A 24,630-nucleotide genomic window follows, 5' to 3' on the forward strand; every position below is an offset into this window, starting at 1 on the left:
ATGCGGCTACATTTCCCTCTTATAGCTGGGCTGCTGGCGTTTACCAGTACTGCCGGGGCCAGCCCCAAGGTGCGTTTTCCGGTAGCTGCTATGCCGGCCGCGTTGCGTGAAAATGCTCATGCTGTGGTGCGCCTCTATGACCATACCTTCACGGTAAAGTCGGCGGGGCAGGCAGTAAACACGCTACATTTTGCCATTACGGTGCTCGATGAGCAGGGTGATGACTACGCTACTGATATAGTGAGCTATGACCGGTTTACCAGCATTAACTACCTGCGCGGCACCGTGTACGATGCCAATGGAAAGTTACTGCGCACGTTACGCTCATCGGATATTAAGGATGTCAGCCTTTCTTCCGGCGCCAACCTTTCCGATGATAACCGGGCCCAGGTAGCACGCCTGCAGCAAGGCAGCTATCCTTACACGGTAGAGTTTGAGGAGGAGTATACCACTTCCAACACGCTTTTTTACCCGGTGTGGCGTCCGCTGCTGAACACGCATTTAGGAGTAGAGCAGTCACACTTCCAGGTGCTGATGCCTGGTTCGCTCCCGGCGTTGCGTTATCGGGAACTCAACCTGCCTGCTGAGGTGCAAGCCAAACATCAGACGGTAGGTAATCAGATTGTGCATGAGTGGAGCATAGCTAACCTGCCCGCACTGGAACTGGAGGCCTACAGCCTGCCTGCGCGTGAACTGCTCCCCGCCGTGTATACTGCTCCTTCGCAGTTTGAAGTACAGGGCCATACCGGTGACTTATCTACCTGGGAAGGCCTCGGGAAATGGGAATATAAGCTAAACGAAGGGCGCAATGTGCTGCCGGAAGCCGTTACGGCCCGCATGAAAGAACTGGCCCAGCGCGTACCGGATATGCGGGAGCGTACCCGCCAGGTATATGAATACTTGCAGGGCAGCACCCGCTATATCTCCGTGCAATTGGGTATTGGAGGCTGGCAATCGGCACCCGCCACAGAGGTAGCAACCCGGGGCTACGGCGACTGTAAAGGCCTTTCCAACTATGGCATGGCCTTGCTGCAGGCGGCGGGTGTACCCTCCTACTGTGCCCTGGCCGGCGCTGACCAGCCCGATATTCAGACGGACTTTCCCAGCAACCAGTTCAACCACATGATTCTGTGCGTGCCACTGGCTCAGGCTGGCCGGCGCGACACGGTCTGGCTGGAGTGCACCAGCCAAACGGCCCCCTTTAATTATCTGGGCGACTTTACCGCCGGGCGCCATGTGCTGTTGCTCACGCCGGAGGGCGGCCGGCTGGTACGTACCCCCGTGTACCAGTCCACTGACAACACGCAGTTCCGCCGGGCTGATGTGCAGCTGGATGAGTTGGGCAACGCTAAAGCTACTGTACGGACCCGCAGCGCAGCCTTGCAGCAGGATGATCTGGCCAGCTACATGCATAACCTGACGCCCGAAGACCAGAAGAAACGCGCCTACAGTCAAATCGGAATTCCCAGCTTCACCATCAGCCGCTATAACCTGGCGGCGGCCCCTGCTGCCCCGCTCCCGGCCATGGTAGAAACCCTGGAATTAACGTTGCCTCGCTATGCCACCATCACCGGCAAACGGGTATTTGTAGCGCCTAATCTGCTGAATCAGTCGGCGGCGCCGGAGCCCATGCTGGGCGAGCGGAAGACCGACATGTGGCAAAGCTTTGCGTTTCTGGATGCCGATACGGTGCACCTACTCATGCCCCGCAGCCTTCAGCCCGAAACCATGCCTGCTCCGGTACAACTCTCTTCTCGGTTCGGCTCCTATTCGGCTCAAACGCAGGCCCTGCCCGATGGCACGGTACAATATATTCGGCGCCTGCAGCTTAACCGCGGGCGTTTTCCTAAAGCCGAGTATCCGGCTTACCTGGAATTTCGGCGAAAAATCAGCAAAGCAGACAAATCAACGTTGGTTTTTTTGAAGACTGACGTCTGATCCCAGGCACTTACGCTGACCTGATGGCGGCCCGTTTCCTGCATAGGAGACGGGCCGCTTAGTTTAGGGCCAGGGTTGCGGCTGATTCCGTACTTTAAAGTCATTTTTGCTTGATGGCGCCCTTTTTATGACATTTCCTGTTGCCGGCCCGCCCCGGCGCTATCCTGCGCCGGCTATGCTTTGTGCGCTCCTGCTGGTGCTGCTTTGGGGCATGCCTTCCCTGGCCCTGGCTCAGCGCGTGCTCTGGGCTGATGCGCCGCACTCAACTGCCACCAAGCACGCCGTTCCCAAAGGCCTGGGGCGCTACCGTGCAGTAACGTTCCAGCTCGCCACCTTACGGGAAACCTTACGCCCCGTCTCTACCGCAGCCCAGCGCGCAAGCCGTGAAACTGAAGTAGTCATTTCGTTACCGCTGCCCGATGGTACTTCGGGCCGGTTCCGCCTTACCACCGTGCCCGTGCTACCGGCACCGCTGGCGGCACGCTACCCGCAAATTGCCACCTATACCGGGCAGGGCCTGGATGATGTAACAGCCACTGCCCGGTTGGACTTAACGCCAGCAGGATTTCACGCACAGGTTCTTTCCGCTTCCGGTACTATCTACATCGATCCGGCCGCACCGGGCTCTGCTACCCATCTGGTCTTTCACCGCACGGCGCTTTCCGGTATGCCGGCCACTTGCTATACGGCAGCTCCTTTGCTGGCAGCTCTTCAGCCGCGCCGCCAAACAAAGCTGCTCACTTTCGGTGAGCAGCTTCGCACCTATCAAATTGCCGTGGCCTGTACCGGTGAGTACACGCAGGTGAAGGGCGGCTCCCGAGCCGCGGCCCTGGCGGCTATTGTTACTTCCATTAACCGAGTATCCGGCATCTATGAGCGGGAACTGGCCATTCGGCTGACGCTGGTGCCAAAAGAGGATTCCATTATCTACCTTGATCCTGCTACCGACCCCTATACTAACCAAACCGACGATAACACGCTCAACGCCAACCAGCGCACAATAGACAAGCGCATCGGCGAAGCCAACTATGATATCGGGCACCTGTTTAGCACCGACGGCGGCGGGTTGGCACTGCTGGGCGTAGTGTGCGTGAATGGGGAGAAAGCCAAGGGCATTACCGGGCTTTCTAACCCTACCGGTGATGCTTTCGATGTGGATTTTGTGGCCCACGAAATCGGGCACCAGTTTGGGGCCAGCCACACATTTAATGGCAACACAGGCAATTGCAGCGGCGGTAACCGCGAGGCCCAGACGGCTTATGAGCCGGGTAGTGGCAGCACCATCATGGCCTATGCCGGCATTTGTGCCCCCCAAAACCTGCAACCTAATAGTGACGCCTACTTCCATACCAGCAGCCTGGAAGAAATTATTAATTACACCGCCATAGGAGCCGGTAACACCTGCGCCGTGGTAACCAACACCGGCAACCACGCGCCCTCAGCCAATGCGGGTCCGCGCTACCTGATTCCGACCAATACGCCTTTTATACTGACGGGCTCCGGCAGTGATGCTGATGGCGACGCCCTCACGTACAGTTGGGAACAGTTTAATCTGGGTCCGGATGGTTTCCCGGATTCTCCCAGCGGTGATGCCCCCATTTTCCGGTCGTTTTTGCCTACCAGCAGCCCGGCCCGCACGTTCCCCCGCCTGACAGACATTCTGGCAAACCAACACACCATTGGTGAGTTGCTCCCCTCCTACGGGCGTAAACTGGTGTTTCGGCTGACCGTGCGCGACAACCGCGCCAGTGGAGGCGGAGTGGCTACGGATACCGTTACCATACCGGTAATTGGCACGGCCGGGCCGTTTAGGATTAAGGAACCCTCGGGCGCGCAGATATGGCTGGCGGGCTCGCCTCAGCTCATCCGCTGGGATGTTGCCAATACGGACCAGGCTCCCATTAATACCGCCACTGTCAACATCCGACTGTCTACCGATGGTGGGCTGACGTTTCCGGTAGTACTGGCTGCCAACACCCCGAACGACGGGCACGAAACCATCACGCTGCCCACCTCCACCAAAGCTACCGCAACGGCCCGCATTAAAGTAGAGGCAGTAGGCAATGTGTATTTCGATATTTCTGATGAAAGCCTGACCATTCAGGTACCCGCGGGGCCGGCATTTTCCATCAGCCAAGCGGAAGAAGCTCCTGCTACGCTGGAATTATGCCCCGGCACAACGGGCCAGGCCAGCCTGACAGTAAGTTCCCTTAATGGTTTTAGCGACGCGGTTACGCTGACGGCTAGCCAGCTACCACCCGGCGTAACGGTTTCTTTCTCCAACTCAGTAGTACCTCCTACCGGGACAACGGTTGTTACGCTGAATACGCCTTCTACCCTGAGTTCGGGGACATATTCCGTCACGATTGAAGCCTCCAGCGGCGCTCAGACACGAGCGTATGTTCTGCGTTTCACCATTCGTCGGGCAGTAGTATCGGCTCCTTTGCTGCGCACCCCACGCACTAGCCCCCAGGGCACACTGCCCCTATTTGCGTGGTCACGGGCGCCCCGGTCGCAACGCTACGAGCTGCAAGTGGCTACCAGCCCCGATTTCGCTACTCCCGAGCTTACCTCCACTTCCTCTGATACTATCTATCTACTTAAAACACCGCTACAGGCGCAAACCACCTACTATTGGCGAGTGCGCGGCATAGGCACAGAATGTGGTCCGGGCCCATTCTCGACGGCGGCTTCTTTCCAGACCGGCACTATGGACTGTGCTTCGTATGCCAGCCTGGATGTGCCCAAACGCATGCCTACTGCCGGAGCCGTCAGCACCACCTCCGTTATCCGGGTTTCTACCGATGAGCTTATAACAGATGTGAATGTGCGCGACCTGCGTGTCTCCTATCCTAATCTGGGTGACCTGACCGTGGAGCTGACCGCTCCCTCGGGCCGCAAAGTAGTGCTGATGGAAGGCCCCTGCCCCGGCAGTGCCGACCTGCACGCCAGCTTCGACGACCAGGCAGCCAGTACTATTAACTGCCCTCTGAATACCGGCCAGACAGTACTCCCCACCACTCTTCTGGCACGTCTGCAAGGCCAGCCTGCTAAGGGTGACTGGACTTTAACCGTCCTGGCCCCACAAGCCCAGGAGGGCAACGCTTTGCTGGGATGGCGACTGGAGCTATGCACACTGCGCGGCACAGGAACCACTGCCCTTTCCACAACCGACCCTTTGGCCGGAGCAGCCCTTTTCCCTAATCCGGCACCTGGGGAGTTCTACTTACAGTTTGAAAACGCCTGGGCAGGCACGCTGCAGGTGCGCATTATGGATGCTATAGGCCGGGAGGTACACGCCACCAGCTTCAATAAAACAGCTAACCCGCTTACCTCTCCTTTTACCCTGCCCCAACTTGCCGCCGGACTCTACTTTGTGCAGATACAGGCTCCCGATGGCAGATCAGCTACGCTTCGCTTGGTAAAGCTCTAGCATAATACTAGAGAAATGCTTCCATCATTACAGCAACCGGCCCTTCCTCAAGATTGAAGAAGGGCCGGTTGCTGCAGAGGAAATTACTAAAGCCTAAAGCCGGTACCGAAGCTGTGCTTTTACCTCGGAACGCTCTGCTCCCTGGATTTCCTCCAGGCCGGAGCCTACCGTGTCTACGTCGCGGTAGTGGGTAGTGGCGTAGCGTACCCAGAGAGTGAGGTGGCGGTTCATGCGTACTTCTGCCAGCAGATACATGCGCGTGCCCCGGCCGCTGAGGCCCGGTACGGAAAACGCGTAGAGCACATCCTGCTCGAAGGCATACTGGCGGGTATCAAAATTATCAGTGTCGAAGAGAGCATAGCGGGCGCTCAGGCGCAGCGGCCGGCCAATAGCCACGGAGGCGTCCTGGGCCAGCAAAAAGCCGGTGCTGGTAGGGCCTGTCCCTTCCCGGTAGCGGGTACCCTGCACGCGGGTGCGCAGGCTAAAGGATGGGGTAACTTCAGTATTGAAATACGCGAGCAGGCTGTGGCGCACGGTGGGTTCCGGGTCAGCCGTCAGGCGAGTAGCGTCAGTATCGGAGTCGTAAGGCTTGGTGCGGGCGCGAAACTGGGCGTAAAGCGTACTGGTTTTAGTGGGCTGATAGGTGAGACGCAGCAGCCAGTCGTTGCCGTGCGTGGGGGCGCCTACCCGATATTTCAACCATGGGAAGCTGAACTGGTCGTAATAGGCAGATAGCTCCCAGCGGGCAATGGGCCGCACTTTCAGACCCAGATATAAGCCACTTTCGTTGATGTTGCGGGTATTTTCACTCAGCGCCAGCCCATAGAACGTGTGGAAGTCGCGGGCATAATAGCGGTACAGCACCGAAGCATCAATATTCGATGACAAGCTGGCCAGCAGGCCATTTACCGTTCCAATGCCGCCGCTGGAGGAGCGGGCTGTTTCCCCGAAGACGTTCCAGTTGCCGCGGGAGTATCCGTAATGCGCCCCTACGACCAGGTTGTTCTTACCCTGAAACTCAAAGGCATTATAAGGTTCGTCGCGCTTCTGAATGGCTTTGTCGTAGTGCGTATTCACGGCTGTCAGCCCCATTGTCAGGCTGCCATCGGCGCTTTGGTAGCCAATGTTACCGCCGCCAATGGTTTCCTGTAACTCTTTGCGGTTAGCCAGTTCAGAAGCCGTGCGGTGAAAACCCGTGAGCACAATGCCGGATGAAAACTCATCAAAATCAGCCAAAGAATCCTGGGCCTGCTGCACATTGGCATCTACCCGCTTGCGGGAAAGAAAGCCGGTAGCCTGAATTTGCTTGGTAAGTGAAGCCGTAGCGGCCGCCCCGCGGTAGAACGTGCTTTCCAGAACCGAGGAATATGCCCGCACCCCCAAGCTGCTGCGCCGGATAGTAGTAATGGTTTCAGCTCCCTTACCTACCTGCAATCCGGACGAAAGAACCAGCCCCTGTCCAAATTGCAGCTGATAGTCGCCCAAAGCCAGGGTTTTCAGCCGGCCGCGCTCCTGCAGCAGCATATGTGCCGACAAAAAATCGGGACCGAAGCGGCGCTTATTGGGGTCCCATGCCAGTTGCTCGCCGGCATCTTTCTCGGCGGTAAAGCCAAAGCTGAAGTCGCGGGTGTGGCTGACGCGGTAACGCAGCATCAGCTTATCCGGGGAACCCAGGTAGCGGGAAGATTGAGTGCCGGTGCTGCTGGTAGTGGGTTCGGAATAGCCTTTGCGGTCTTGCAGCACCCGCTCATAGCGCAGGAACAAGGCGTTGTTATCCTCCTTGTAAACGCGCTGCCACAGCGGGCCGCGGGCCGCGTTGGGGTTTGCATTCACCACCGTTACAAAAGGCGACACGCGGTAAATGGTCCGCAGATCAAACTCCGGAATGCTTTGCAGTTCATAGATGCTTAGCATGGAGCCATACTGTTTGCGGTGCTCCAGCAAAGCCGCAATCTGTTGTTCCCGCAGCAAAAGCAAGGAGCGTAGCTCCTCGGCACTCGCTGTGTTTAGGTTCAGTGGCGTTTGGTAGTACTGCAGAAGGGTTTCATACAGGTCCTCGTAAGGCACATCGTCGCTCTGCGGTTCCGCAAACAGCTCCTGTACCAGGCGGTCAAGGTCGGCGGGAGGGCGCACGTATTCCTGCGCCTGCGCCTGGCCACTGCTAAGCAGCAGTAGGGCTGCCACACCGGCACCAGCCATCAGCCCATGTAAGGGTCGAATGAATTTCATGATCCGGCGCGCTTATTTAGCCTCCAGCCGGAAACCGGCCGAAATATGCTGGCTTAGCCCCAGCGACGAGTGCCAGGACGCGGCATAATCTACCCGGAAGCGGCCGGCATGGAAACCGGCTCCTCCGGTTACCTGCTCCGATACCCCTAGCACACCTACACGCAGCGCCAGAGCTTCCAGCGCCTGGTATTCCACCCCTGCGCGAAAGTCGGCGGCGTGGTCCACGTCTTTTTCCACTTCGGCGTTCAGCATCACCTTTTCGGTGGGGCGGTAGGATAGGCCGGCTTTCAATACGGTAGGAACCCGCTCGTCTTCGTACTCGGCCAGATGGGCTTGGTTGAGATTATAGAGGTAGGCACCAAACACCAATTTACGCGGAATCAGCTCGGCCTGCGCTCCTACCGAAGCGGCTACGGCGCGGCGGCTGCCCAATCCTTCAATAGCTACCTGCAGAACATCAGCCCGCACACCTACGCTCATCACGCCGGTACGGTATGCATAGCCCAGGCCCACGCGCTGCTCGTTATATAGTTTGTCGCCGAAGCGCTGCAGTTCCAGCCCTACTACGCCGTAACGGGGTTCTTCGCCCGTGAGTCGTCCCAAAGGTGAGGCTACTGCCAGTCCTACGGTGTTAAGTGAGCTAATCAGAAACCGATTTTCTGCATACACGCCTACCTCGGGGCGCGTAAGCTGCGAGAGCCCGGCCACATTGTTGCCTAAAGCCCAAACATCTGAAAGCGTAACAGCAGTATTGCCCATTCCGGCGGCACGGGCACCATGCAGCCCAGGGCCATTGCCCTGCGCCAAACTACACTGTGATATCAAAAAAAGCCAACTTAATAGCAGGTAGAGTTTTCCCATACTCGAAAGGTACAGGGCTATTTAAGCTTGTACAAGCAGGTAATTAGATATTTTCGATGAGCTTATATTCCGGATAGTTCCTAAGCTACCTCCTACCTGACTCAACGCATGGTGTTGCCTGTACAACTGCTATAATTACTTGGCATTTGAATGATAAAAACAGGACATTTATAGCCTTATTATAGGAAAAAACTGTACATTATACTTCTCTACGGCCTACGAGTGCTGCACCTGCGCCTGCACCCTAAATCCGCCGGGAGCCCGTCCTATGTTTGTTCGCCTGACTAGTATGAGTTTTGCTCCCGAGCAGATTGAAGGAGCCAAGAAGGTTTATTTCGATGATATTGTGCCCATAGTCCGTAGACAGCCCGGGTGCCTTGATATTATGCTACTGGAACCTATTGATGAAACCGACGAGCACATTTCCTGTACCATGTGGAACAGCAAAATAGAAGCCGATGCCTACGAGACGAGTGGCGTGTATCAGCAGATGGTAAACAAGTTAACCAATAGTCTTTCGGGGCAGCCCAGCCTGAAATCCTACTATGTTCAGCACACGCGGAACCCGGAAGCAGCCAAGTCTTAACCTATTGAGCTCACACCAAGGCCCGTTTTCATGTGATAACGGGCCTTGTTATTTGGCGAAAAGCAGCTTGCGCGGGCAGTGACTGGGAACCCAAACCAGCCTAAAAGGCTTTCTTTTGCTGAATAGAGCGGCTATTCTCTGGGCGGCTTGGTAGGTTGCTAAACTATGAATTCTTTTTTTCGACTGCTTTTTCTGGGTATAGTCTGGTTTTATCGCCACCTGATTTCGCCCCTTACCCCAGCCAGCTGCCGCTATACGCCCACCTGCTCGGCTTACGCAGCCCATGCCCTGCAAAAACATGGGCCGTGGCGCGGGGGATGGTTGGCGCTGCGGCGCATTGGCCGCTGCCATCCCTGGGGTGGCCATGGTTACGACCCAGTACCCTAATGGCGCCGTTTTCCGTATAGCCGCATATGCCTCTACCTAAGGGTAGAGGCTTTTTTTCACGCTGATATCTCGCCTAATGCGCAGTATGTTTGGTTATTCTCTGGCTGCAATGCTGCTTTTTAGCAGCTGCTCGCAAGCACAGAGCGAAAAGTCGGCCGACGAGCCCAAAGGCTCTTCCGGCAAGAAGCACAAGAAAGAGTCATTGGAAAACCGCCTCACCGCTGATGCCGTGCCCGGCCTGAAACGCCTGGGCCAGCTGGAGGGGGTGAAGGAAAGCTCAGGACTAGCTATGAGTCAGCCGGGCACTTATTATACCATGGGCGACCAGGGCAATCCGCCTATTCTCTATAAATTTGATGGGGATGGAAAGCTGCTGGATGAAGTGCGTTTAAGTGCTTCTAATGAGGACTGGGAAAGCATCACGCATAGCACCGACGGCACCTTGTTTGTGACGGATGCCGGCAACAACGACAATAACCGCCGCGACCTGACCATTTACCGGGTAAATCCAGCTCAGCCCAGTGCCGTCGGCGAAATTCACTTCACGTATCCCGATCAGCAGGAATTCCCACCCAAAAAGAAAGAGCGCAATTTCGATTGCGAAGCCTCCGTGTGGCATGATGGGCAGATTTACCTGTTCACCCGCGACCGGGGCAGCAAGGCCATCAGCAAAGTATACACCGTGCCCGATAAGCCCGGCACCTACACCGCCCGCCGCGTAGCCAGCCTCAGCATCCCGGATGAAGTAACGGATGCCAGCATCAGCCCCGATGGCCGCCAGTTGGTACTCATGGGCAGCGAGCAAATGTTTGTATTGAACGGCGCCTCCATGAGCGGCCTTCTGAAGGCCAAGCCCCGCCGTATTGCCCTAACCGGCGCCGGCCAGACTGAAGGCGTTTTGTTTACCGATGATCAAACCCTGCTCATCAGCTCCGAGCAAGGCAGCCTCTACCAGTATAAGATGCCTTAAGCGCCGATAACTGGCCTGGCGGGGCCCATCTGAACCACTTACTGCCCGGAGCTCCTGGAGTCCGGCGGTCGGTAAGGTTCGGATGGGCCCCGTTTCTTTGCTACCTTCACCGGCTCAAACCCTCACCCGTGCGGCCCGGCAGTTGGCGGTCCGCGCAACCAATGCCCTTCTATGGCTGACCAAACCACTCTTACCGGCCTGCGCGCCGGCGTGCTGCACGGCGACGAAGTGCAGCAGCTCTTCGACCACGCCAAGGCGAACGGCTATGCACTGCCCGCGGTAAACGTTACGGGTACCGACACGGTAAACGCCGTGCTGGAAGCTGCCCGCGACCTGAACTCGCCGGTTATCATTCAGTTTTCTAACGGTGGTGCCCAGTTCTTCGCTGGCAAAGGCCTCGCTAACGATAAGCAGCAGGCCAGCATTGCCGGTGGCATTTCAGGCGCGCAGCACGTGCACCTGATGGCCCAGGCCTACGGCGTACCCGTGATTCTGCACACCGACCACGCCGCCAAGAAGCTCCTGCCTTGGATTGATGGTTTGCTGGAAGCCGGCGAGAAGCACTTCGCTCAGTACGGCCAGCCGCTGTACTCCTCGCACATGCTGGACCTCTCGGAGGAGCCCATCGAGGAGAACATCGAAATCTGCAAAGAGTACCTAGAGCGCATGGCCAAAATTGGCATGACGCTGGAAATTGAGCTGGGCGTAACCGGCGGTGAGGAAGACGGCGTAGACAACTCCGATGTGGATTCCTCGAAGCTCTACACCCAGCCTTCGGAAGTGGCCTATGCCTACGAGGAGCTGAGCAAGGTGAGTCCCCGCTTCACTATTGCTGCTGCTTTCGGCAACGTGCACGGCGTGTACAAGCCCGGCAACGTGAAGCTGCAGCCCGTTATTCTGAAGAACTCGCAGGATTTCGTGAAGGAGAAATACAACCTGACCGATGAGCGCCCCATCAACTTCGTGTTCCACGGCGGCTCAGGCTCGTCGCAGGAGGAAATCCGCGAAGCCATCAGCTACGGCGCCATCAAGATGAACATTGATACGGACCTGCAGTGGGCGTTCTGGGATGGTATCCGCGCCTACTACCAGAAGAACGAAGGCTTCCTGCAGAGTCAGATTGGTAACCCCACCGGCGAGGACTCGCCCAATAAGAAATACTACGACCCCCGCGTGTGGCTGCGCAAGGGCGAAGAAACCTTCATTGCCCGCCTGAAATCGGCATTCGAAGACCTCAACGCTGTGAACCGCCGCTACTAGTTTTTAGCATTGGTTTGAAAACAAGAAGGCCCGCTCTCAGCTGAGAGCGGGCCTTCTTGTTTTATGCTATTGTGAAGGGACTAACGGGTTTTTACCGCTGCCTTATTGGCTTCTTCCTCGCTTAAATCCCGCACGGCATAGCCATAGGGGTTGTTGGGCCATTTGCCGGCGCGCAGTAGCACATACACACCCAACAGAATCAGCGGAATGCTCAGCAGCTGCCCCATGTTGAACTGCAGGTTGTTTTCGAAGTCAACCTGATTCTCTTTCAGGAATTCCACCAGGAAGCGGAAGCCGAACAGCAACACCACGAACAAGCCGAAGAGCAAACCGCGTGGCGTACGCTCCTTATACTTGTTCCAGAGCCAATACAGCAGCACCAGCAGGAAAACGCAGAACAGGGATTCGTAAATCTGGGTGGGATGGCGCGGCACGGTGGTGTGTTCGGCATCGCGCGGGAAAATGAACGCCCACGGCACGGTGGTAGCGCGGCCCACAATTTCCGAGTTCATCAGGTTGCCCAGACGGATGCAGGCACCACCTACGGCTACTACAATCACAATCCGGTCCAGCACCCAGAGGTAATCAAACTTATGCCGACGGCTGAAAATCCATAAGGCGAGCAGAATGCCAATGGTGGCGCCATGGCTAGCCAGTCCGCCGTGCCAGATCTTCAGAATCTCCCAGGGATGCTGCTTATACGCGGCCCAATCGTAGAAAAACACGTGGCCCAGGCGCGCACCCACCACCGTACCGATAATCATGTACAGCGTGATAATATCAACCCATTGCGCCGATACCCGCTCGGTGCGGTAAATGTGCGTGAGGATGAACGAGCCCAGCACAAAGCCCAGCGCGAACAGCACGCCGTACCAGCGCAAGGTAAGCGGCCCCAACTGGGCAATGATGGGCGAAACATCCCAGGTGATGTAAGCAAGCAGGCTCATAAGCAGTGGCAATAGTATGAATGCCCGAAAGGTAGTAAATGAATGAGCAATGAAGCGTATCGAAGGATTATGCGGAACATACTGCTTATTCTTCGATACGCTTCATTGCTCCGGTATTCCCTAGAGGGCGTTCAGCTCTTCCGTGTAGCCACCGCTCAAAATGGGAAAACGCAGCCAGGAGCGCGGGTCTACGTTGTAGTCGTCGAGGTGGAAGGATGGGGCATACCGTTCCCGTTTCCACTGGTTTCGGCTCCAGAGCGAGTAGAAGCGCTTGACGTAAGTTTTGAGCAGCTCCGGATCTACGGTGGCATCTTCCTTCACCAAAGTATCCAGTACTTGTTTGGGGCTAAGTCGGTCGTAAAAAGCCAGGCGCTCAATGCGGTTGAGCAGGATGTAGGGCATCAGGTCCCGCTCGTCAGTCTGCTTGTCTTCCAGGGGGCGCAACTCGGCGGTGGGCTGCAGGTTGTTCACGCGGTGCAGGGCGGTGTAGCCCAATTCCGCTTCGGCCCAGCGCAACCATTTCTTTACAAAATCTTTGTCTACGCCGGCAATGGGCGAGATAGAGCCGGCCGTGTCACCGTCCATGGTGCAGTAGCCCACGGAAGCCTCCGAGCGGTTTGATGTGGTCAGGAGCAGGCAGTTCTGAACATTGGCCAGCAGCCAGATAGCGGGAGCCCGCACCCGGGCCTGAATGTTCTGCAGAGCCAGGTCGTCGGTTTGCCAGGTCAGGTCGCGGCCCAGGGCGTGCTCAATCTTGCCCACATAGCCGGTTACTTCCTCATCAATGCCCCAGTTATAGAATACCGCCCCCAGGGCATCGGCCAGCTCCTGGGCAGAGTTGAAGGTATCGTCGGAGGAATTAACGGTGCCCTGGTAGGCAGTTATCAGCAGGCGTTTGGTGAGCTGCTGGTTAATGGTGGCCTGCTGATTATCCGGAGTGGAAAGGGAGGCGTCTTTGGGTCCCCGCGCGGCTTTGTCAGGTACGGGTGCTACGGCTCCGGCCCACTGCTGAATTTCCTCTGTAGTGAAGCAGCCCGAACGGCGCATAAACTCAGCCGTACCTAGTTCGGTGGTACCAAGGCGCACCATCTCGGCCACGGCTATGGCGCACATGCAGGAATCGGCCCCGCCGCTCAAGCTCAGCACGAAGCCCCGGCTGCGGGCTTTGCGCAAGTAGTCAAATAAGGCCAAACTCAGAGCCTGGTTCAGCTCTCGGTATTCGTCGGGAGCGGGCAGCGGGTCAATGGCATCAACAGCCGTAAGCTCCGAAGCAAAGTCGACATCCACGCACTCCATATCCACTTCCTTGAAGCTCATAAGCTGGTTGCGCAGCAGCAGGTGGCCGTTGCGGGCCACCAGAATTTCGCCATCGTAGGTGATGCGGCCGGCTTCGTTGCCCAGCAGGTTGGCGTAGAGGTAGGTGCAGCGAAAGTTGCGCGAGGCGTTCAGCACCAGGTTATAGCGCACATCCGTCTTGCTCATGGCAAAGTGGCTGGCCGAAGGATTCACAATCAAATCCACGCGGCCTACCAGGCGGCAGGCGGGGCGCACATCATCGGGCCGCCAGGCATCCTCACAGATTTCAAAGCCGAACTTTACGCCTTGGTGCTCGAAAATCAGGTCGCCTAGGGGCCACTCTTCCCCTCCCAGTGGCACAGTAGTCGTTTCGCCGGCTGGCCAGGCGTGGAAGAAGCGAGGCTCATAGTGCACACCATCATTAGCGAGGAACTGCTTGGCGGCAAAGCCCAGAATTTGCCCATCGCGCAGCACAGCCGCCGTGTTGTAGGTGCGGTGGTTAAGGCGCACCGGTAGGCCTACTACCACGCAAATGCCTTTCGTCCAAGGGCGAATCAGCTGCAGATGCTCCAGGGCTGATTGGGGAAGCCAGTCGCTCAAAAACAGGTCCTCACAGCCGTAGCCCGTCAGACACAATTCCGGCAAACAAAGCAGCTGCACCCCGGCGGCTTTAGCCTGCTCAATGGCCTCGCGGATGGTACGCAGGTTATGTTGCCAATCGAAAGGAATCTGGTTGAGGGCGGCGCCGGCTATTCGCATAATTCGGGAGAAATGTAACTTCTGCAAAACAACTCCATTTCTGCGGATTGGGTTACGAACAAACTACCATTCCCTGAAAAGCAGAGGAATTTGCCTTTAAAATGCGAAAGCCCTTGAAATGCAAAAAGCCCTATACTCCTCTGTAGGCGTTAAGGGCATTGTGCTAAAAAGCGTGGTAACGGGTGGAGTCTCGTCCTTTTAAGGCAGATCTACACTCCTAAAGTCGTTAGAGCCCGCTCGGCGGCCAGCTGTTCCGCCTGCTTTTTCGAGAGGCCCATGCCGGTGGCTACTTCCTCATCATCCAGCATCACCGTAGCCGAAAACTCCATCACGCCGCCCGGGCGGGCTTCGCTTTGCATATCGTAGCGCAGGTTTTTGCCGTGGCGCTGCGCCCACTCAATGAGCTTGCTCTTGAAGTTGGTGGTGGTTTCCGTGAGAGACTTCACGTCCACAAAAGGCTTCACCAGGCGGCTGAGCACAAATTTGCGGGCCGCTTTATAACCCTGGTCAAGGTAAACAGCACCTACCAGTGCTTCCAGCGCGTTGCCGTTTACGGAGCGCGAGCGGGCCGAGCGGCCCTGGGTCACGTCCAGCTGCACCAGCTTATCCAGCCCGATTTTTAGGGCCAGGCCGTTCAGACTTTCTCGGTTTACAATGCGGCTGCGCATCTCCGTGAGGAAGCCTTCCTGCTCGTAGGGAAACTTCCGGAACAGATATTCGGCTACCACCGCGCCCAGCACGGCGTCGCCGAGGAATTCCAGCCGCTCGTTGCTTTGGTGACGGGCCGTATCGCCCTGCAGGCGCACCACGGAGGCGTGCGTGAAGGCCAGCTGGTACAAGCGGATATTATCGGGCGTGCGGCCAGTGAGCGTGGCAATAGCCTGCCGGAAGGCCCGGTCCTGCCCTACCAATCGGCGGAAAAAGCCGAATAGCGGAAGTGGCTGGCCGGGCCTAGGCATTAGTCGCGGAATTTGCTGAATACCACCGACGTGTTGTGACCACCAAACCCGAAGGTGTTGCTGACCGCAATATTGATTTCCCGCTCCTGAGCTTGGTTGAACGTGAAGTTCAGCTTGGCGTCCAGTTCGGGGTCGTCGGTAACGTGGTTAATAGTTGGCGGTACGATGCCGTGCTGCATAGCCAGGATACAGGCCACAGCCTCAATGCCGCCCGCACCACCCAGCAGGTGGCCGGTCATGCTCTTGGTAGAGCTGATGTTCAGGTTGTACGCGGCTTCGCCGAATACTTTCTGAATGGCCGTCACCTCAGCTCCATCACCCAGTGGCGTGCTGGTGCCGTGGGTGTTGATGTAGTCTACATCTTCGGGCTTGATGCCAGCATCACGCAGGGCGTTCTGCATTACAATCACCACGCCTTCGCCGGTAGGATCCGGAGCGGTAATGTGGTAGGCATCCGACGACAAGCCGCCACCGATAATTTCGGCGTAGATCTTGGCGCCGCGGGCTTTGGCGTGTTCATAGTCCTCCAGAATCAGCGCGCCGGCCCCTTCGCCCAGTACAAATCCGTCCCGGTCCTTATCGTAAGGGCGCGAGCCGGTTTGCGGGTCGTCGTTCCGCTCGCTCATGGCTTTGAGGGCATTGAAGCCCCCTACGCCCGCCTCGGTAATGGCGGCTTCCGAACCACCCGTAACGGCCACATCAGCCATACCCAAGCGGATATAGTTGTAGGCCGCCACAATGGCATCGGAAGATGAAGCGCAGGCGGAGGTGGTCACGAAGTTCGGACCACGGAAACCGTTCTTGATGGAGATGTTGCCCGACGAGGAGTCGGCAATCATCTTGGGAATGAAGAACGGATTGTAGCGCGGCGTACCATCGCCCTTGGCGAAGTTGAAGCACTCGTCCTGGAAGGTTTTCAACCCTCCAATACCAGAGCCCCAGATAACCCCTACCCGGTCTTTATTTACCCCTTCCAGCAGGCCGGCGTCCTTAATTGCTTCATCCGAAGCAATGACGGCGAACTGCGTGAACAGGTCCATCTTACGGCCTTCCTTCCGGTCGAAATAATCGTCGGGGTTATAGTCCTTCACTTCGCAGGCGAAGCGGGTCTTGAACTTACTGGCATCGAACCGGGTGATGGGAGCAGCCCCACTCACACCGGCTTTTAGCCCTTCCCAGAAGGTGGGGGCGGTTTTGCCGATCGGGGTAATGGCACCCAGGCCGGTCACAACAACTCTCCGAAGAGACATAGGCTGGCTCAGAGAAGCGAAAGAATACGAAAACTAAAAAAGCAAAACGGCCGGCGGCGAGCCGGCCGGTAAGCACTAAGGGAGCAGCGGTAGTCTTACAGACTACTTAGCGTGCTCTTCGAGGTAGCTGATAGCCTGACCCACGGTACCGATGTTTTCGGCCTGATCGTCGGGAATCGACACGTTGAATTCTTTTTCAAATTCCATGATCAGCTCAACAGTATCCAGCGAGTCAGCACCCAGGTCGTTGGTGAAGCTGGCCTCCGGAGTTACTTCCGAAGCTTCTACGCCGAGTTTATCGATGATGATGGCCTTTACTTTTTCTGCAATTTCAGACATTTCCGTGGGGGTTTAAGGAAAACTCAGCCACAAATAACACCATCTTCCCTAACATTGTCAAACAAACACGCAATCTTGTCTTTCCTCTCTTCGTTATGGCCCGCTCCTGCCGGCAACCCGTAACTTTGCTGCCGTTGGCCTAACTGCTTCCGCCATGCTTACCCTAGACGTTGAGTACGACTGCGACTTTGATCTTTTTGGCATTGTTTCTTCCAGCCGCGAACATACCCTGGCCTGGACGCTGAACAACGCCCTGCGCCTGCGCCTGGTGAAGCAGCAGGATATAATCTATGACCTGCTCTCCCGCGGGCGCCTGGTCATCAGCAATTATCTGCATGCTTCTGAAACCCTGTCGTTGCGCTTGCTGCGCAACCGCTCCCTGGATCCATCTATCCTGAAAAGGCCCTTTCTGGCCCCGGATATCAAGGAATATGACTACCTGCTGCAGGTAAGCAATGCCAGCGACGAGTTTTCCGGCGACGAATTTCTGGCCCGCTTAAGCGGGCTTTCAGTGGTACAACATGCTTGTCAGTTCGACCCTAATTCATTAAAATTCAAAGAAAATCTCCTTTTTTGAGCGTTCTTGTAGCGTGAAGCGGCTGCTTTGGGCATCGTGGCACCATGCCGGCAAAACGGCATAAACGATGTGCGAAGCAGCCGCTTCACGCTACATTTGCAAGGCACTTCTCAGTTGCCTTTGTCTAAGAGAATCACTTATTCCTTTTGCATGGAACCGCGTCCTAAGTTTAATAAGACCAAGATTGTGGCCACTGTTGGCCCCGCCTCTAATACCTATGAAAAGCTGGGCATGCTCATCCGCGAAGGTGTGGATGTATTCCGCCTCAACTTCTCGCACGGCAGCTACGAAGACCACCTCGCGGTTATCCATAATGTACGCCGCCTGAACAAAGACATGCGCACAAACGTGGGCTTGCTGCAGGACTTGCAGGGCCCAAAAATCCGTTTGGGTGATGTAGAAGGTGGTGGCGTGGAAATTAAGGCCGGCGACAAGATCAAACTGGTGTGCGGTGAGAAGGAAATCAGCACGGCCACGCGCCTGAGCACGATTTACCTGGGGCTGGCCCGCGACGTGAAAGCCGGCGACATGATCCTCATCGACGACGGCAAGATTGAGCTTCGCGTGCTGGCCACCGACCGCGACAAGGAAGTGGACGTGGAAGTTATTTATGGCGGCCTAGTGAAACCCCGCAAAGGCATCAACCTACCCGACTCCGAAGTATCGGCCCCCTCCATGACGGAGAAGGATATTGAGGATCTGAAGTTTGGTCTGGAGAATGATGTAGACTGGATTGCCCTCTCGTTTGCGCGCCGCGCCGAGGATATCCGCTTCATCAAGAGCCTGATTGCGGAAAGCGGCAAAACCGCCCGCGTAATTGCCAAGATTGAAACGCCGGAAGGCCTGCGCAACCTCGACGAAATCATTGCTATTACCGATGCCGTGATGGTAGCCCGTGGCGACCTGGGCGTGGAAGTGAAGATGGAAGAGGTACCGATGGCCCAGAAGGAAATTGTGGCCAAGTGCAACAAGGCCGGTAAACCGGTAATTGTGGCCACCCAGATGATGGAGAGTATGATTACCGCTCCCCGCCCCACCCGTGCCGAAACCAGCGACGTAGCCAACGCCGTGATTGACGGAGCCGATGCCGTAATGCTTTCCGCTGAAACCGCTGTGGGTGCCTACCCAGCCGAAGTTATCCGCTCTATGGTAGCCACCATTCTGAGCGTAGAAAGCCGTATGCCCAGTTTGTACAACCACTGGCATACCATTACTCCAGAGTCGCCTTCCTTCATGGTCGACAGCATTCTGTCGGCGGCCTGTCACTTGGCCAAAAACACGGGTGCCAAAGCCATTACCGGCATGACGCACCGGGGCTATACGGCCTTCCAGATTGCCAAATACCGCCCCAAGGCCAACATCTTTATCTTCACCGATAACCGCCCCCTACTCACGGCGCTCAGCCTGATCTGGGGCGTGCGCGGCTTCTACTACGACCGGATGGTGAGCACCGACAGCACCGTATCGGACATCAAGTACGTGCTGACCACCACGGGCCACCTGGATGCGGGCGACGTGTTCATCAACACCGCTTCGATGCCCATCAATGAGAAGGGCAAAACCAACATGGTAAAAGTGAGCGTGGCGTAACTAGCAGTTCAGTAATTGAAATAGAAAAGCTCCTCGGATATCTTCCGAGGAGCTTTTCTATTTCTAAGCCTCCTTACTAATGCTGTACACGCACCATTACCGGCACCTTGCCTGGTTGCTCCAGACGCAATAGGTACAGACCGGCCGGGTAGGCTGCCAATGGCACCTGCAGCTGCGTACTACCGGCCGCTGGTTCTGCCTGCCAGAGTGCCCGCCCTGTCAAGTCAGTTAAGCTGAGCTTTGCCCCCTTTACAGCAGGCAAGACCCAATCCAGTGTAACCACTCCTGTCGCAGGATTCGGGTAGGCGCGGACTGCCAGCGAACTGCGGGCGGCCCGCACCGGCAACAGCACCTCATATTGCTGCCGAGTGCCGAAGGTGGAATAAGTGCCGTCTGGCAGGCGCCGATGGTAGTATACAAGCCAGGTATCGTTGTCATATACCATGCCTACCGGTGCGCTAAGGCGTTGAGGGTGGGCCAGGTAGTCCATGCCGGTGGCGTAAGCCTGGTCCCGCTTGTATACCCGGATATATTTGGGGCCCGGCAGGGTGGCACCGGCTTCTGTACTCAGGGGCAGCGCCAGTGTATAGTTTTCCAGGCCTGAAACCGTGGTTTCTTTCTGGTACTCCCAGGTGAGCAGGCTCAGCGGCGGGTGGTTTTTATCGGCCCACTGCCCCGTTTTTAGCGATACGGCCATGCGCCCCCGGGTGCGGGGATGGAGAGTTTCTGCATACACATTGTTACAGGGACTGCCGAGCCCGTACCCTCGGGTAGCCCGCTCTTCCTGATACGTGTATTTCAGACTATCCTGAGTTTGCCCCCGGCTGCTGATGCGCCGCAGAATATAGTCTTTGGCGCAGGGCAGAGAGAAAATCCAGTCATACTGTTCATACCCAAACTCGTCGCCCGGCTGAAAGTCGAAGGCATGAGCGGGGTAATAGTCAGATTCGGCCCAGGTAACGGGCACGCGGGTGGCTTGCAGGTTACTAGCCGTAGCGGCATCCAGGCTCAGCCATTGCGGGGCCTGCAGTAAGCCGAGTTCCTCCCCTATCAACACCTGCTGCCCGGTACTGAGCAGCACCGTGGCTACGTTATCCCAAACGCCATGTACACTTTGCTGGCTGCGGCTGCTTAGTACCGCCGTAACACCCATTGAAGCTTGCCAGGTACTGCCTACGGCCGCAGCGGGGCGTAGCAGCATCTGTACGGGTGTTTGCAGGGCATCAGCCAAGGCTTCCAGCACTACCTCCTGGCTGCCGGGCACAAACCGCAACTGCGCCCCAAACAGGTTATTGTCAGACTTATGAAATAGTCCTGAGGAGGCGGGGTCGGGCCGCATGATTCGGTTAAACCGATACACGGAGTCGGTTCCTATCATAAAGGCGGAATCCAGCCGCAGCGTGTGTACCTCGGCTTTACCCGCCGCCTGGTATGAGTATATCAAGCCCGGCCGGAATAGGCGCCAATCCTGTGCTACCGCCTGGTAACTACTGAGGCATAAACCCAACAAGAATAACAGGGAATAAAAATACCGCATAGCATAAGAAAATACGCTTCGAGCCTAAAGCTACCGTTTCCCGCTCGTGCGCCTACCTCATGCGCAGCGAAATAAAGAAAAACATGAAAAGGCCTTGCGTCTGCACGCAAGGCCTTTTCTATATGAGAGCAGAATGTCGGTTGACTACTTAAGCAGCCAGCGACTTCACGAACTTAGCCAGCTTCGATTTGTTATTAGCAGCTTTGTTCTTGTGAATGATGTTCTTTTTAGCCAGGCGGTCCAGCATAGACGATACTTTCTTCAGCAGCTCTTGTGCCTGAGTAGCATCGGTGGTAGCACGCAGTTTCTTAACGGCAGTGCGGGTAGATTTAGCCTGGTAACGGTTCAGTACGCGCTTAGCTTCGTTGGAACGGATGCGCTTGAGGGCCGATTTATGGTTCGCCATGAGTATGTAAAGGTGACGGTCTGCTCGAAATCAATTCAATTGGGTTGGCAAAGGTAAGGCTTTGATCGATAATAGCAAACCAAAATGGGTAAAATGCGCGTCACCATCGTACAACCGCTGCCCGCACTACTATACCACCTTTTTGCGTGAAGTATCTGACCCGCACCATCTGGCTGCTTTCCCTGGTGAGCTTGTTCACGGACCTGGCCAGCGAGATGCTGTACCCCATTATGCCCTTGTACCTGCAGAGCATAGGGTTTTCGGTGGCATTGATTGGGGTACTGGAGGGTGTAGCCGAAGCCACGGCGGGTTTAAGCAAAGGCTATTTCGGGCAATGGTCGGACCGGCTGGGGCGGCGCCTGCCGTTTGTGCGCTGGGGCTACGGGCTGAGCGCCATTAGCAAGCCGATGCTGGCCGTGCTGGCAGCCCCGTGGTGGGTTTTCTTGGCCCGCACCCTGGACCGCTTGGGTAAAGGGCTGCGCACCGGCTCCCGCGACGCACTCCTTTCCGATGAAACCACTCCTGCGTTTAAAGGCCGCGTCTTTGGCTTTCACCGGGGCATGGATACTGCTGGCGCCGTGCTGGGGCCGGCCGTTGCGCTGGTCTGGCTGGCGTATCACCCGGGCGAGTACCGGCTCTTGTTTCTGCTGGCTTTCCTGCCAGGCCTTGCCGCTGTATTTACCACCTTTTTAGTGCGGGAAAATCCACGGGCCAGATCTATACAGCCTATGCAGCCATTCTGGGCCGCCTTCCGGTACTGGCGAAAGGCGCCAAGCAGCTACCGTCTAGTAGCTGGCGCGCTGCTGGCATTCGCCCTTTTCAATAGCTCCGATGCGTTTTTGCTGCTACTGGCCCGACAGCGCGGCCTGCCTGATGCGCACGTTATCGGGCTGTATATTTTCTACAACCTGGTGTATGCGGTGGCTGCTTTTCCGGCAGGTTTCCTCGCCGACCGACTGGGTCCCCGTAGTATGATGATAGTCGGGCTTCTGCTGTTTGCCGGCGTATACCTAGGCATGATCTGGGCCCACCAGTCATGGATACTGGCCCTGCTTTTTGGTCTGTATGGATGCTACGCTGCTGCCACGGAAGGTGTAAGCAAAGCTTGGATCAGTAACCTCTGCCACCCCACCGATACCGGAGCGGCTTTGGGTACCTTTGCCGGGCTTAGCAGCCTAGCGGCGCTGGTAGCCAGCTCGCTGGCCGGGGTGCTGTGGCTGTGGGGTGGCGCTGCCCTGCCGTTTGCGCTGGCCGGCGGCATGGCAGTAGCAGTAAGTCTGTTTTTAGGGGTGGTCAAGATTTCGGAAGCCCGCCCGCAGCCAGCGGAATAAGTTTTTCTTCTATCTCCTGAGCGGATTTTTATAAAAAATCAGGCTGTTATAAATAGTATGCAAGCCGCATTATTTGTATATTAAGTAAAGCCTTGCAGGCACCATATTTTCTCGCAGTTGGTTACTCTCCTACCTTATTCCACTGACTGTTATGCCACTCGTTTCTACCTCCGGATATCAGCCGCCCATGTATCTTTTTAATGGGCACCTACAAACGATTGTCCCCAGCCTTTGGCGCACTGTCCCGGATGTTCGCTACCAGCGAGAACGGGTGGAAACTGAGGATAGTGACTTTCTCGACTTAGACTGGTCCCGGGTATCCGGTGATACCCCTTCTGATACGCTGGGCATTGTCTCGCACGGCCTGGAGGGCAGCGCCGGCCGGCCGTACGTGCGGGGCATGGTGCGGGCCCTCAACCGGGCTGGCTTTGATGCGCTGGCCTGGAACTATCGTAGCTGTAGCGGCGAAATGAACCGCCTGCTGCGCTCCTACCACCTCGGCGACACCGACGACTTGGACTTTGTGGTACGCCATGCCCTCAGCAAGCTGCGTTACCGCCGCATTTTCCTTACCGGTTTCAGCGCTGGCGGCAACGTAACCCTCAAATACCTGGGCGAAAAGCCGGAGCGGGTGCCGCGGGAAGTAAAGCGGGCCGCCGTTTTCTCCGTGCCTACCGATTTAAAATCCAGCTCGCACCATATTTCGCGCCTGGAAAACCGGCTGTACCTCAACAACTTTATGAAGACGCTGCGGGAGAAAATCCGGCAGAAAGCGGAGAAGCTACCCGGTCAGGTAGATGTATCGAAGCTGGACGATTTGCGCTACTTCCCTGAATTTGATGATCAGTATACGGCGCCTATGCACGGCTTCAAGTCAGCGGAAGAGTATTACGAGCACGCTAGCTCCGGGCGCTACCTCAGCAAGATTGGCATTCCTACTTTGCTGGTTAATGCTGAAAATGACCCCTTTCTCCCGCCTGCCTGCTTCCCCCGGGATGTAGCTTCCGGAAGCGAGTTTGTATTCCTGGAAACCCCGCACGAAGGCGGGCACGTGGGTTTTGGCGAAGGCACTCCCGATGGGGAATATTACTCAGAGCGCCGCGCCATTGAATTCCTGACGGCGCAGGTACCGGCGTAATCATAACTCCATCGGCCCAAATCGGGCACTTAAAATTTCCGACAAAAAAGCCATTGACCACTGCGCGGTAGTCAAGGGCTTTTTGTTTGGAGCCTGATGGAAGGCTTAATGAGCAGGAACTAGTTATTCGGAATGAAAACGACCTTCTTGGTTTCAAAGAATTCCTCCTGGAAATAGTCTTTCAAATCGAAGACCTGAGCGGGCAGGCCGGCTTCATCAATTTCTTCCGTCAGGTCACCGCCTTTCAGGTAGTAAAGTCCCGTGGTAGCGTCCTTACTGGGTTTGTAGCTATGCTCAATCCAGGGGTGGAAAGTGGACAGGCGGGCTACGGCGCGGCTCACCACGTAATCATATTTATGGCGCACCTGCTCAGCACGTGTTTGCTCGGCCGTAAGGTTGGGTAGACGCAGGGCGTGAGCCATGTCTTGCACCGCCTTTATCTTCTTGCCAATGCTGTCTACCAGGTGAAATTTCACCTCCGGAAACAGAATAGCCAGCGGCAAGCCCGGCAAGCCACCACCCGTTCCCACATCCAGCACCGATGAGCCCGCTGGAAACTCCACCACCTTGGCAATACCCAACGAGTGCAGAAAGTGCCGCTCCGCCAGGTTATCCATATCCGTGCGGGCCACCAGATTCAGGCGCTCATTCCAACTATGAAATTCGGTATCGAGCTGGCGAAATAGCTGGCGCTGGTGGTCGGTGAGATGCGGGAAGTAGTGAAAGAGGATATCCATGGTAGCACAAAGGTAGGTGCGCAGCGCGGCACCCTAAAATGGTAGGTCATCCGGAACTCAGGTTAGGATGACAAAATTTTGCAACAAAAAAGCCCCGGCA

Annotated in this window: 20 protein-coding genes; 10 read left to right on the plus strand and 10 right to left on the minus strand. The window is 56.5% G+C overall.

The window, feature by feature from the left end:
- Entirely contained in the window at positions 1-1,938 is a 1,938-nt protein-coding gene (locus tag Q4G72_RS14285; RefSeq protein ID WP_303312110.1) for a DUF3857 domain-containing protein, read from the plus strand.
- Between the two features lie 127 nt (positions 1,939-2,065).
- Positions 2,066-5,371, plus strand: a complete 3,306-nt coding sequence (locus Q4G72_RS14290) for a reprolysin-like metallopeptidase (protein ID WP_303312111.1) — start codon at positions 2,066-2,068, stop codon at positions 5,369-5,371.
- A gap of 93 nt (positions 5,372-5,464) precedes the next feature.
- On the opposite strand, the gene Q4G72_RS14295 is transcribed toward Q4G72_RS14290, so the two are convergent.
- Both Q4G72_RS14295 and Q4G72_RS14300 read right to left on the minus strand, forming a co-directional pair.
- Entirely contained in the window at positions 5,465-7,600 is a 2,136-nt protein-coding gene (locus Q4G72_RS14295) for a helix-hairpin-helix domain-containing protein (protein WP_303312112.1), read from the minus strand.
- A 12-nt stretch (positions 7,601-7,612) separates the two neighbouring features.
- Positions 7,613-8,359, minus strand: coding sequence for a hypothetical protein (locus Q4G72_RS14300; protein WP_303312113.1), 747 nt, complete (start codon positions 8,357-8,359; stop codon positions 7,613-7,615).
- A 370-nt stretch (positions 8,360-8,729) separates the two neighbouring features.
- On the opposite strand from Q4G72_RS14300, the gene Q4G72_RS14305 reads away from it, so the two are divergent.
- From Q4G72_RS14305 to fbaA, 4 genes are all read left to right on the plus strand, one after another.
- Positions 8,730-9,047: an antibiotic biosynthesis monooxygenase family protein gene (locus Q4G72_RS14305; protein WP_303312114.1), complete on the plus strand. Its 318-nt coding sequence runs from the start codon at positions 8,730-8,732 to the stop codon at positions 9,045-9,047.
- 165 nt (positions 9,048-9,212) lie between these two features.
- Positions 9,213-9,434 carry a membrane protein insertion efficiency factor YidD gene (gene yidD, locus Q4G72_RS14310; protein ID WP_303312115.1) on the plus strand — a complete coding sequence of 74 codons (222 nt, stop codon included), beginning with the start codon at positions 9,213-9,215 and terminating at the stop codon, positions 9,432-9,434.
- 76 nt (positions 9,435-9,510) lie between these two features.
- Positions 9,511-10,404 carry an SdiA-regulated domain-containing protein gene (locus Q4G72_RS14315; protein WP_303312116.1) on the plus strand — a complete coding sequence of 298 codons (894 nt, stop codon included), beginning with the start codon at positions 9,511-9,513 and terminating at the stop codon, positions 10,402-10,404.
- A gap of 171 nt (positions 10,405-10,575) precedes the next feature.
- Complete coding sequence (gene fbaA / locus Q4G72_RS14320; protein ID WP_054413842.1) at positions 10,576-11,664, plus strand: class II fructose-bisphosphate aldolase; 1,089 nt, start codon at positions 10,576-10,578, stop codon at positions 11,662-11,664.
- An 80-nt stretch (positions 11,665-11,744) separates the two neighbouring features.
- Here fbaA and lgt read toward each other — a convergent pair whose 3' ends face one another.
- From lgt to Q4G72_RS14345, 5 genes are all read right to left on the minus strand, one after another.
- On the minus strand, positions 11,745-12,611 hold the full coding sequence (gene lgt, locus Q4G72_RS14325) for a prolipoprotein diacylglyceryl transferase (RefSeq protein WP_303312117.1): 867 nt from the start codon (positions 12,609-12,611) through the stop codon (positions 11,745-11,747).
- Positions 12,612-12,731: 120 nt separating this feature from the next.
- Positions 12,732-14,666 (minus strand): NAD(+) synthase, encoded by a 1,935-nt coding sequence (gene nadE / locus Q4G72_RS14330; protein WP_303312118.1) that lies wholly within the window; start codon positions 14,664-14,666, stop codon positions 12,732-12,734.
- A 209-nt stretch (positions 14,667-14,875) separates the two neighbouring features.
- On the minus strand, positions 14,876-15,625 hold the full coding sequence (gene rnc, locus Q4G72_RS14335; RefSeq protein ID WP_303312119.1) for a ribonuclease III: 750 nt from the start codon (positions 15,623-15,625) through the stop codon (positions 14,876-14,878).
- Positions 15,625-16,875 carry a beta-ketoacyl-ACP synthase II gene (gene fabF / locus Q4G72_RS14340; protein WP_303312120.1) on the minus strand — a complete coding sequence of 417 codons (1,251 nt, stop codon included), beginning with the start codon at positions 16,873-16,875 and terminating at the stop codon, positions 15,625-15,627. Before fabF ends, rnc begins: the two co-directional genes overlap by 1 nt.
- A gap of 102 nt (positions 16,876-16,977) precedes the next feature.
- Positions 16,978-17,214, minus strand: coding sequence for an acyl carrier protein (locus Q4G72_RS14345; protein WP_019948606.1), 237 nt, complete (start codon positions 17,212-17,214; stop codon positions 16,978-16,980).
- A 154-nt stretch (positions 17,215-17,368) separates the two neighbouring features.
- Between Q4G72_RS14345 and Q4G72_RS14350 the strand changes: the two genes are divergently transcribed.
- Positions 17,369-17,791: an IPExxxVDY family protein gene (locus Q4G72_RS14350; protein WP_303312121.1), complete on the plus strand. Its 423-nt coding sequence runs from the start codon at positions 17,369-17,371 to the stop codon at positions 17,789-17,791.
- Positions 17,792-17,941: 150 nt separating this feature from the next.
- Positions 17,942-19,381: a pyruvate kinase gene (gene pyk / locus Q4G72_RS14355; protein WP_303312122.1), complete on the plus strand. Its 1,440-nt coding sequence runs from the start codon at positions 17,942-17,944 to the stop codon at positions 19,379-19,381.
- A 76-nt stretch (positions 19,382-19,457) separates the two neighbouring features.
- Here pyk and Q4G72_RS14360 read toward each other — a convergent pair whose 3' ends face one another.
- Both Q4G72_RS14360 and rpsT read right to left on the minus strand, forming a co-directional pair.
- Complete coding sequence (locus tag Q4G72_RS14360) at positions 19,458-20,825, minus strand: T9SS type A sorting domain-containing protein (RefSeq protein ID WP_303312123.1); 1,368 nt, start codon at positions 20,823-20,825, stop codon at positions 19,458-19,460.
- 241 nt (positions 20,826-21,066) lie between these two features.
- Positions 21,067-21,324: a 30S ribosomal protein S20 gene (rpsT, locus tag Q4G72_RS14365; protein WP_044512248.1), complete on the minus strand. Its 258-nt coding sequence runs from the start codon at positions 21,322-21,324 to the stop codon at positions 21,067-21,069.
- A 146-nt stretch (positions 21,325-21,470) separates the two neighbouring features.
- Here rpsT and Q4G72_RS14370 point away from each other — a divergent pair, with 146 nt between their 5' ends.
- Both Q4G72_RS14370 and Q4G72_RS14375 read left to right on the plus strand, forming a co-directional pair.
- The gene (locus Q4G72_RS14370) at positions 21,471-22,655 is read left to right on the plus strand and encodes an MFS transporter (protein WP_303312124.1); all 1,185 of its coding nucleotides are present in this window, start codon (positions 21,471-21,473) and stop codon (positions 22,653-22,655) included.
- Positions 22,656-22,806: 151 nt separating this feature from the next.
- A complete protein-coding gene (locus Q4G72_RS14375) occupies positions 22,807-23,793 on the plus strand; it encodes a YheT family hydrolase (RefSeq protein ID WP_303312125.1) in 987 nt (328 codons plus the stop codon).
- Positions 23,794-23,912: 119 nt separating this feature from the next.
- On the opposite strand, the gene rsmG is transcribed toward Q4G72_RS14375, so the two are convergent.
- Positions 23,913-24,530 (minus strand): 16S rRNA (guanine(527)-N(7))-methyltransferase RsmG, encoded by a 618-nt coding sequence (gene rsmG / locus Q4G72_RS14380; protein ID WP_303312126.1) that lies wholly within the window; start codon positions 24,528-24,530, stop codon positions 23,913-23,915.
- Positions 24,531-24,630: the final 100 nt, after the last annotated feature.

The sequence above is a fragment of the Hymenobacter sp. BT730 genome, assembly GCF_030542105.1.
GTDB lineage: Bacteria > Bacteroidota > Bacteroidia > Cytophagales > Hymenobacteraceae > Hymenobacter.

What these genes read in the sequence shown, in the direction of transcription:
- Q4G72_RS14315 (WP_303312116.1), top strand. Translation starts at nt 9,511, where the DNA reads ATGCGCAGTATGTTTGGTTATTCTCTGGCTGCAATGCTGCTTTTTAGC.
- rsmG (WP_303312126.1), bottom strand. Translation starts at nt 24,530, where the DNA reads ATGGATATCCTCTTTCACTACTTCCCGCATCTCACCGACCACCAGCGC.
- Q4G72_RS14290 (WP_303312111.1), top strand. Translation starts at nt 2,066, where the DNA reads ATGACATTTCCTGTTGCCGGCCCGCCCCGGCGCTATCCTGCGCCGGCT.
- nadE (WP_303312118.1), bottom strand. Translation starts at nt 14,666, where the DNA reads ATGCGAATAGCCGGCGCCGCCCTCAACCAGATTCCTTTCGATTGGCAA.
- pyk (WP_303312122.1), top strand. Translation starts at nt 17,942, where the DNA reads ATGGAACCGCGTCCTAAGTTTAATAAGACCAAGATTGTGGCCACTGTT.
- Q4G72_RS14300 (WP_303312113.1), bottom strand. Translation starts at nt 8,359, where the DNA reads ATGGGCAATACTGCTGTTACGCTTTCAGATGTTTGGGCTTTAGGCAAC.
- Q4G72_RS14345 (WP_019948606.1), bottom strand. Translation starts at nt 17,214, where the DNA reads ATGTCTGAAATTGCAGAAAAAGTAAAGGCCATCATCATCGATAAACTC.
- Q4G72_RS14305 (WP_303312114.1), top strand. Translation starts at nt 8,730, where the DNA reads ATGTTTGTTCGCCTGACTAGTATGAGTTTTGCTCCCGAGCAGATTGAA.
- fbaA (WP_054413842.1), top strand. Translation starts at nt 10,576, where the DNA reads ATGGCTGACCAAACCACTCTTACCGGCCTGCGCGCCGGCGTGCTGCAC.
- rpsT (WP_044512248.1), bottom strand. Translation starts at nt 21,324, where the DNA reads ATGGCGAACCATAAATCGGCCCTCAAGCGCATCCGTTCCAACGAAGCT.
- Q4G72_RS14375 (WP_303312125.1), top strand. Translation starts at nt 22,807, where the DNA reads ATGCCACTCGTTTCTACCTCCGGATATCAGCCGCCCATGTATCTTTTT.
- Q4G72_RS14285 (WP_303312110.1), top strand. Translation starts at nt 1, where the DNA reads ATGCGGCTACATTTCCCTCTTATAGCTGGGCTGCTGGCGTTTACCAGT.
- lgt (WP_303312117.1), bottom strand. Translation starts at nt 12,611, where the DNA reads ATGAGCCTGCTTGCTTACATCACCTGGGATGTTTCGCCCATCATTGCC.
- yidD (WP_303312115.1), top strand. Translation starts at nt 9,213, where the DNA reads ATGAATTCTTTTTTTCGACTGCTTTTTCTGGGTATAGTCTGGTTTTAT.
- rnc (WP_303312119.1), bottom strand. Translation starts at nt 15,625, where the DNA reads ATGCCTAGGCCCGGCCAGCCACTTCCGCTATTCGGCTTTTTCCGCCGA.
- Q4G72_RS14350 (WP_303312121.1), top strand. Translation starts at nt 17,369, where the DNA reads ATGCTTACCCTAGACGTTGAGTACGACTGCGACTTTGATCTTTTTGGC.
- fabF (WP_303312120.1), bottom strand. Translation starts at nt 16,875, where the DNA reads ATGTCTCTTCGGAGAGTTGTTGTGACCGGCCTGGGTGCCATTACCCCG.
- Q4G72_RS14295 (WP_303312112.1), bottom strand. Translation starts at nt 7,600, where the DNA reads ATGAAATTCATTCGACCCTTACATGGGCTGATGGCTGGTGCCGGTGTG.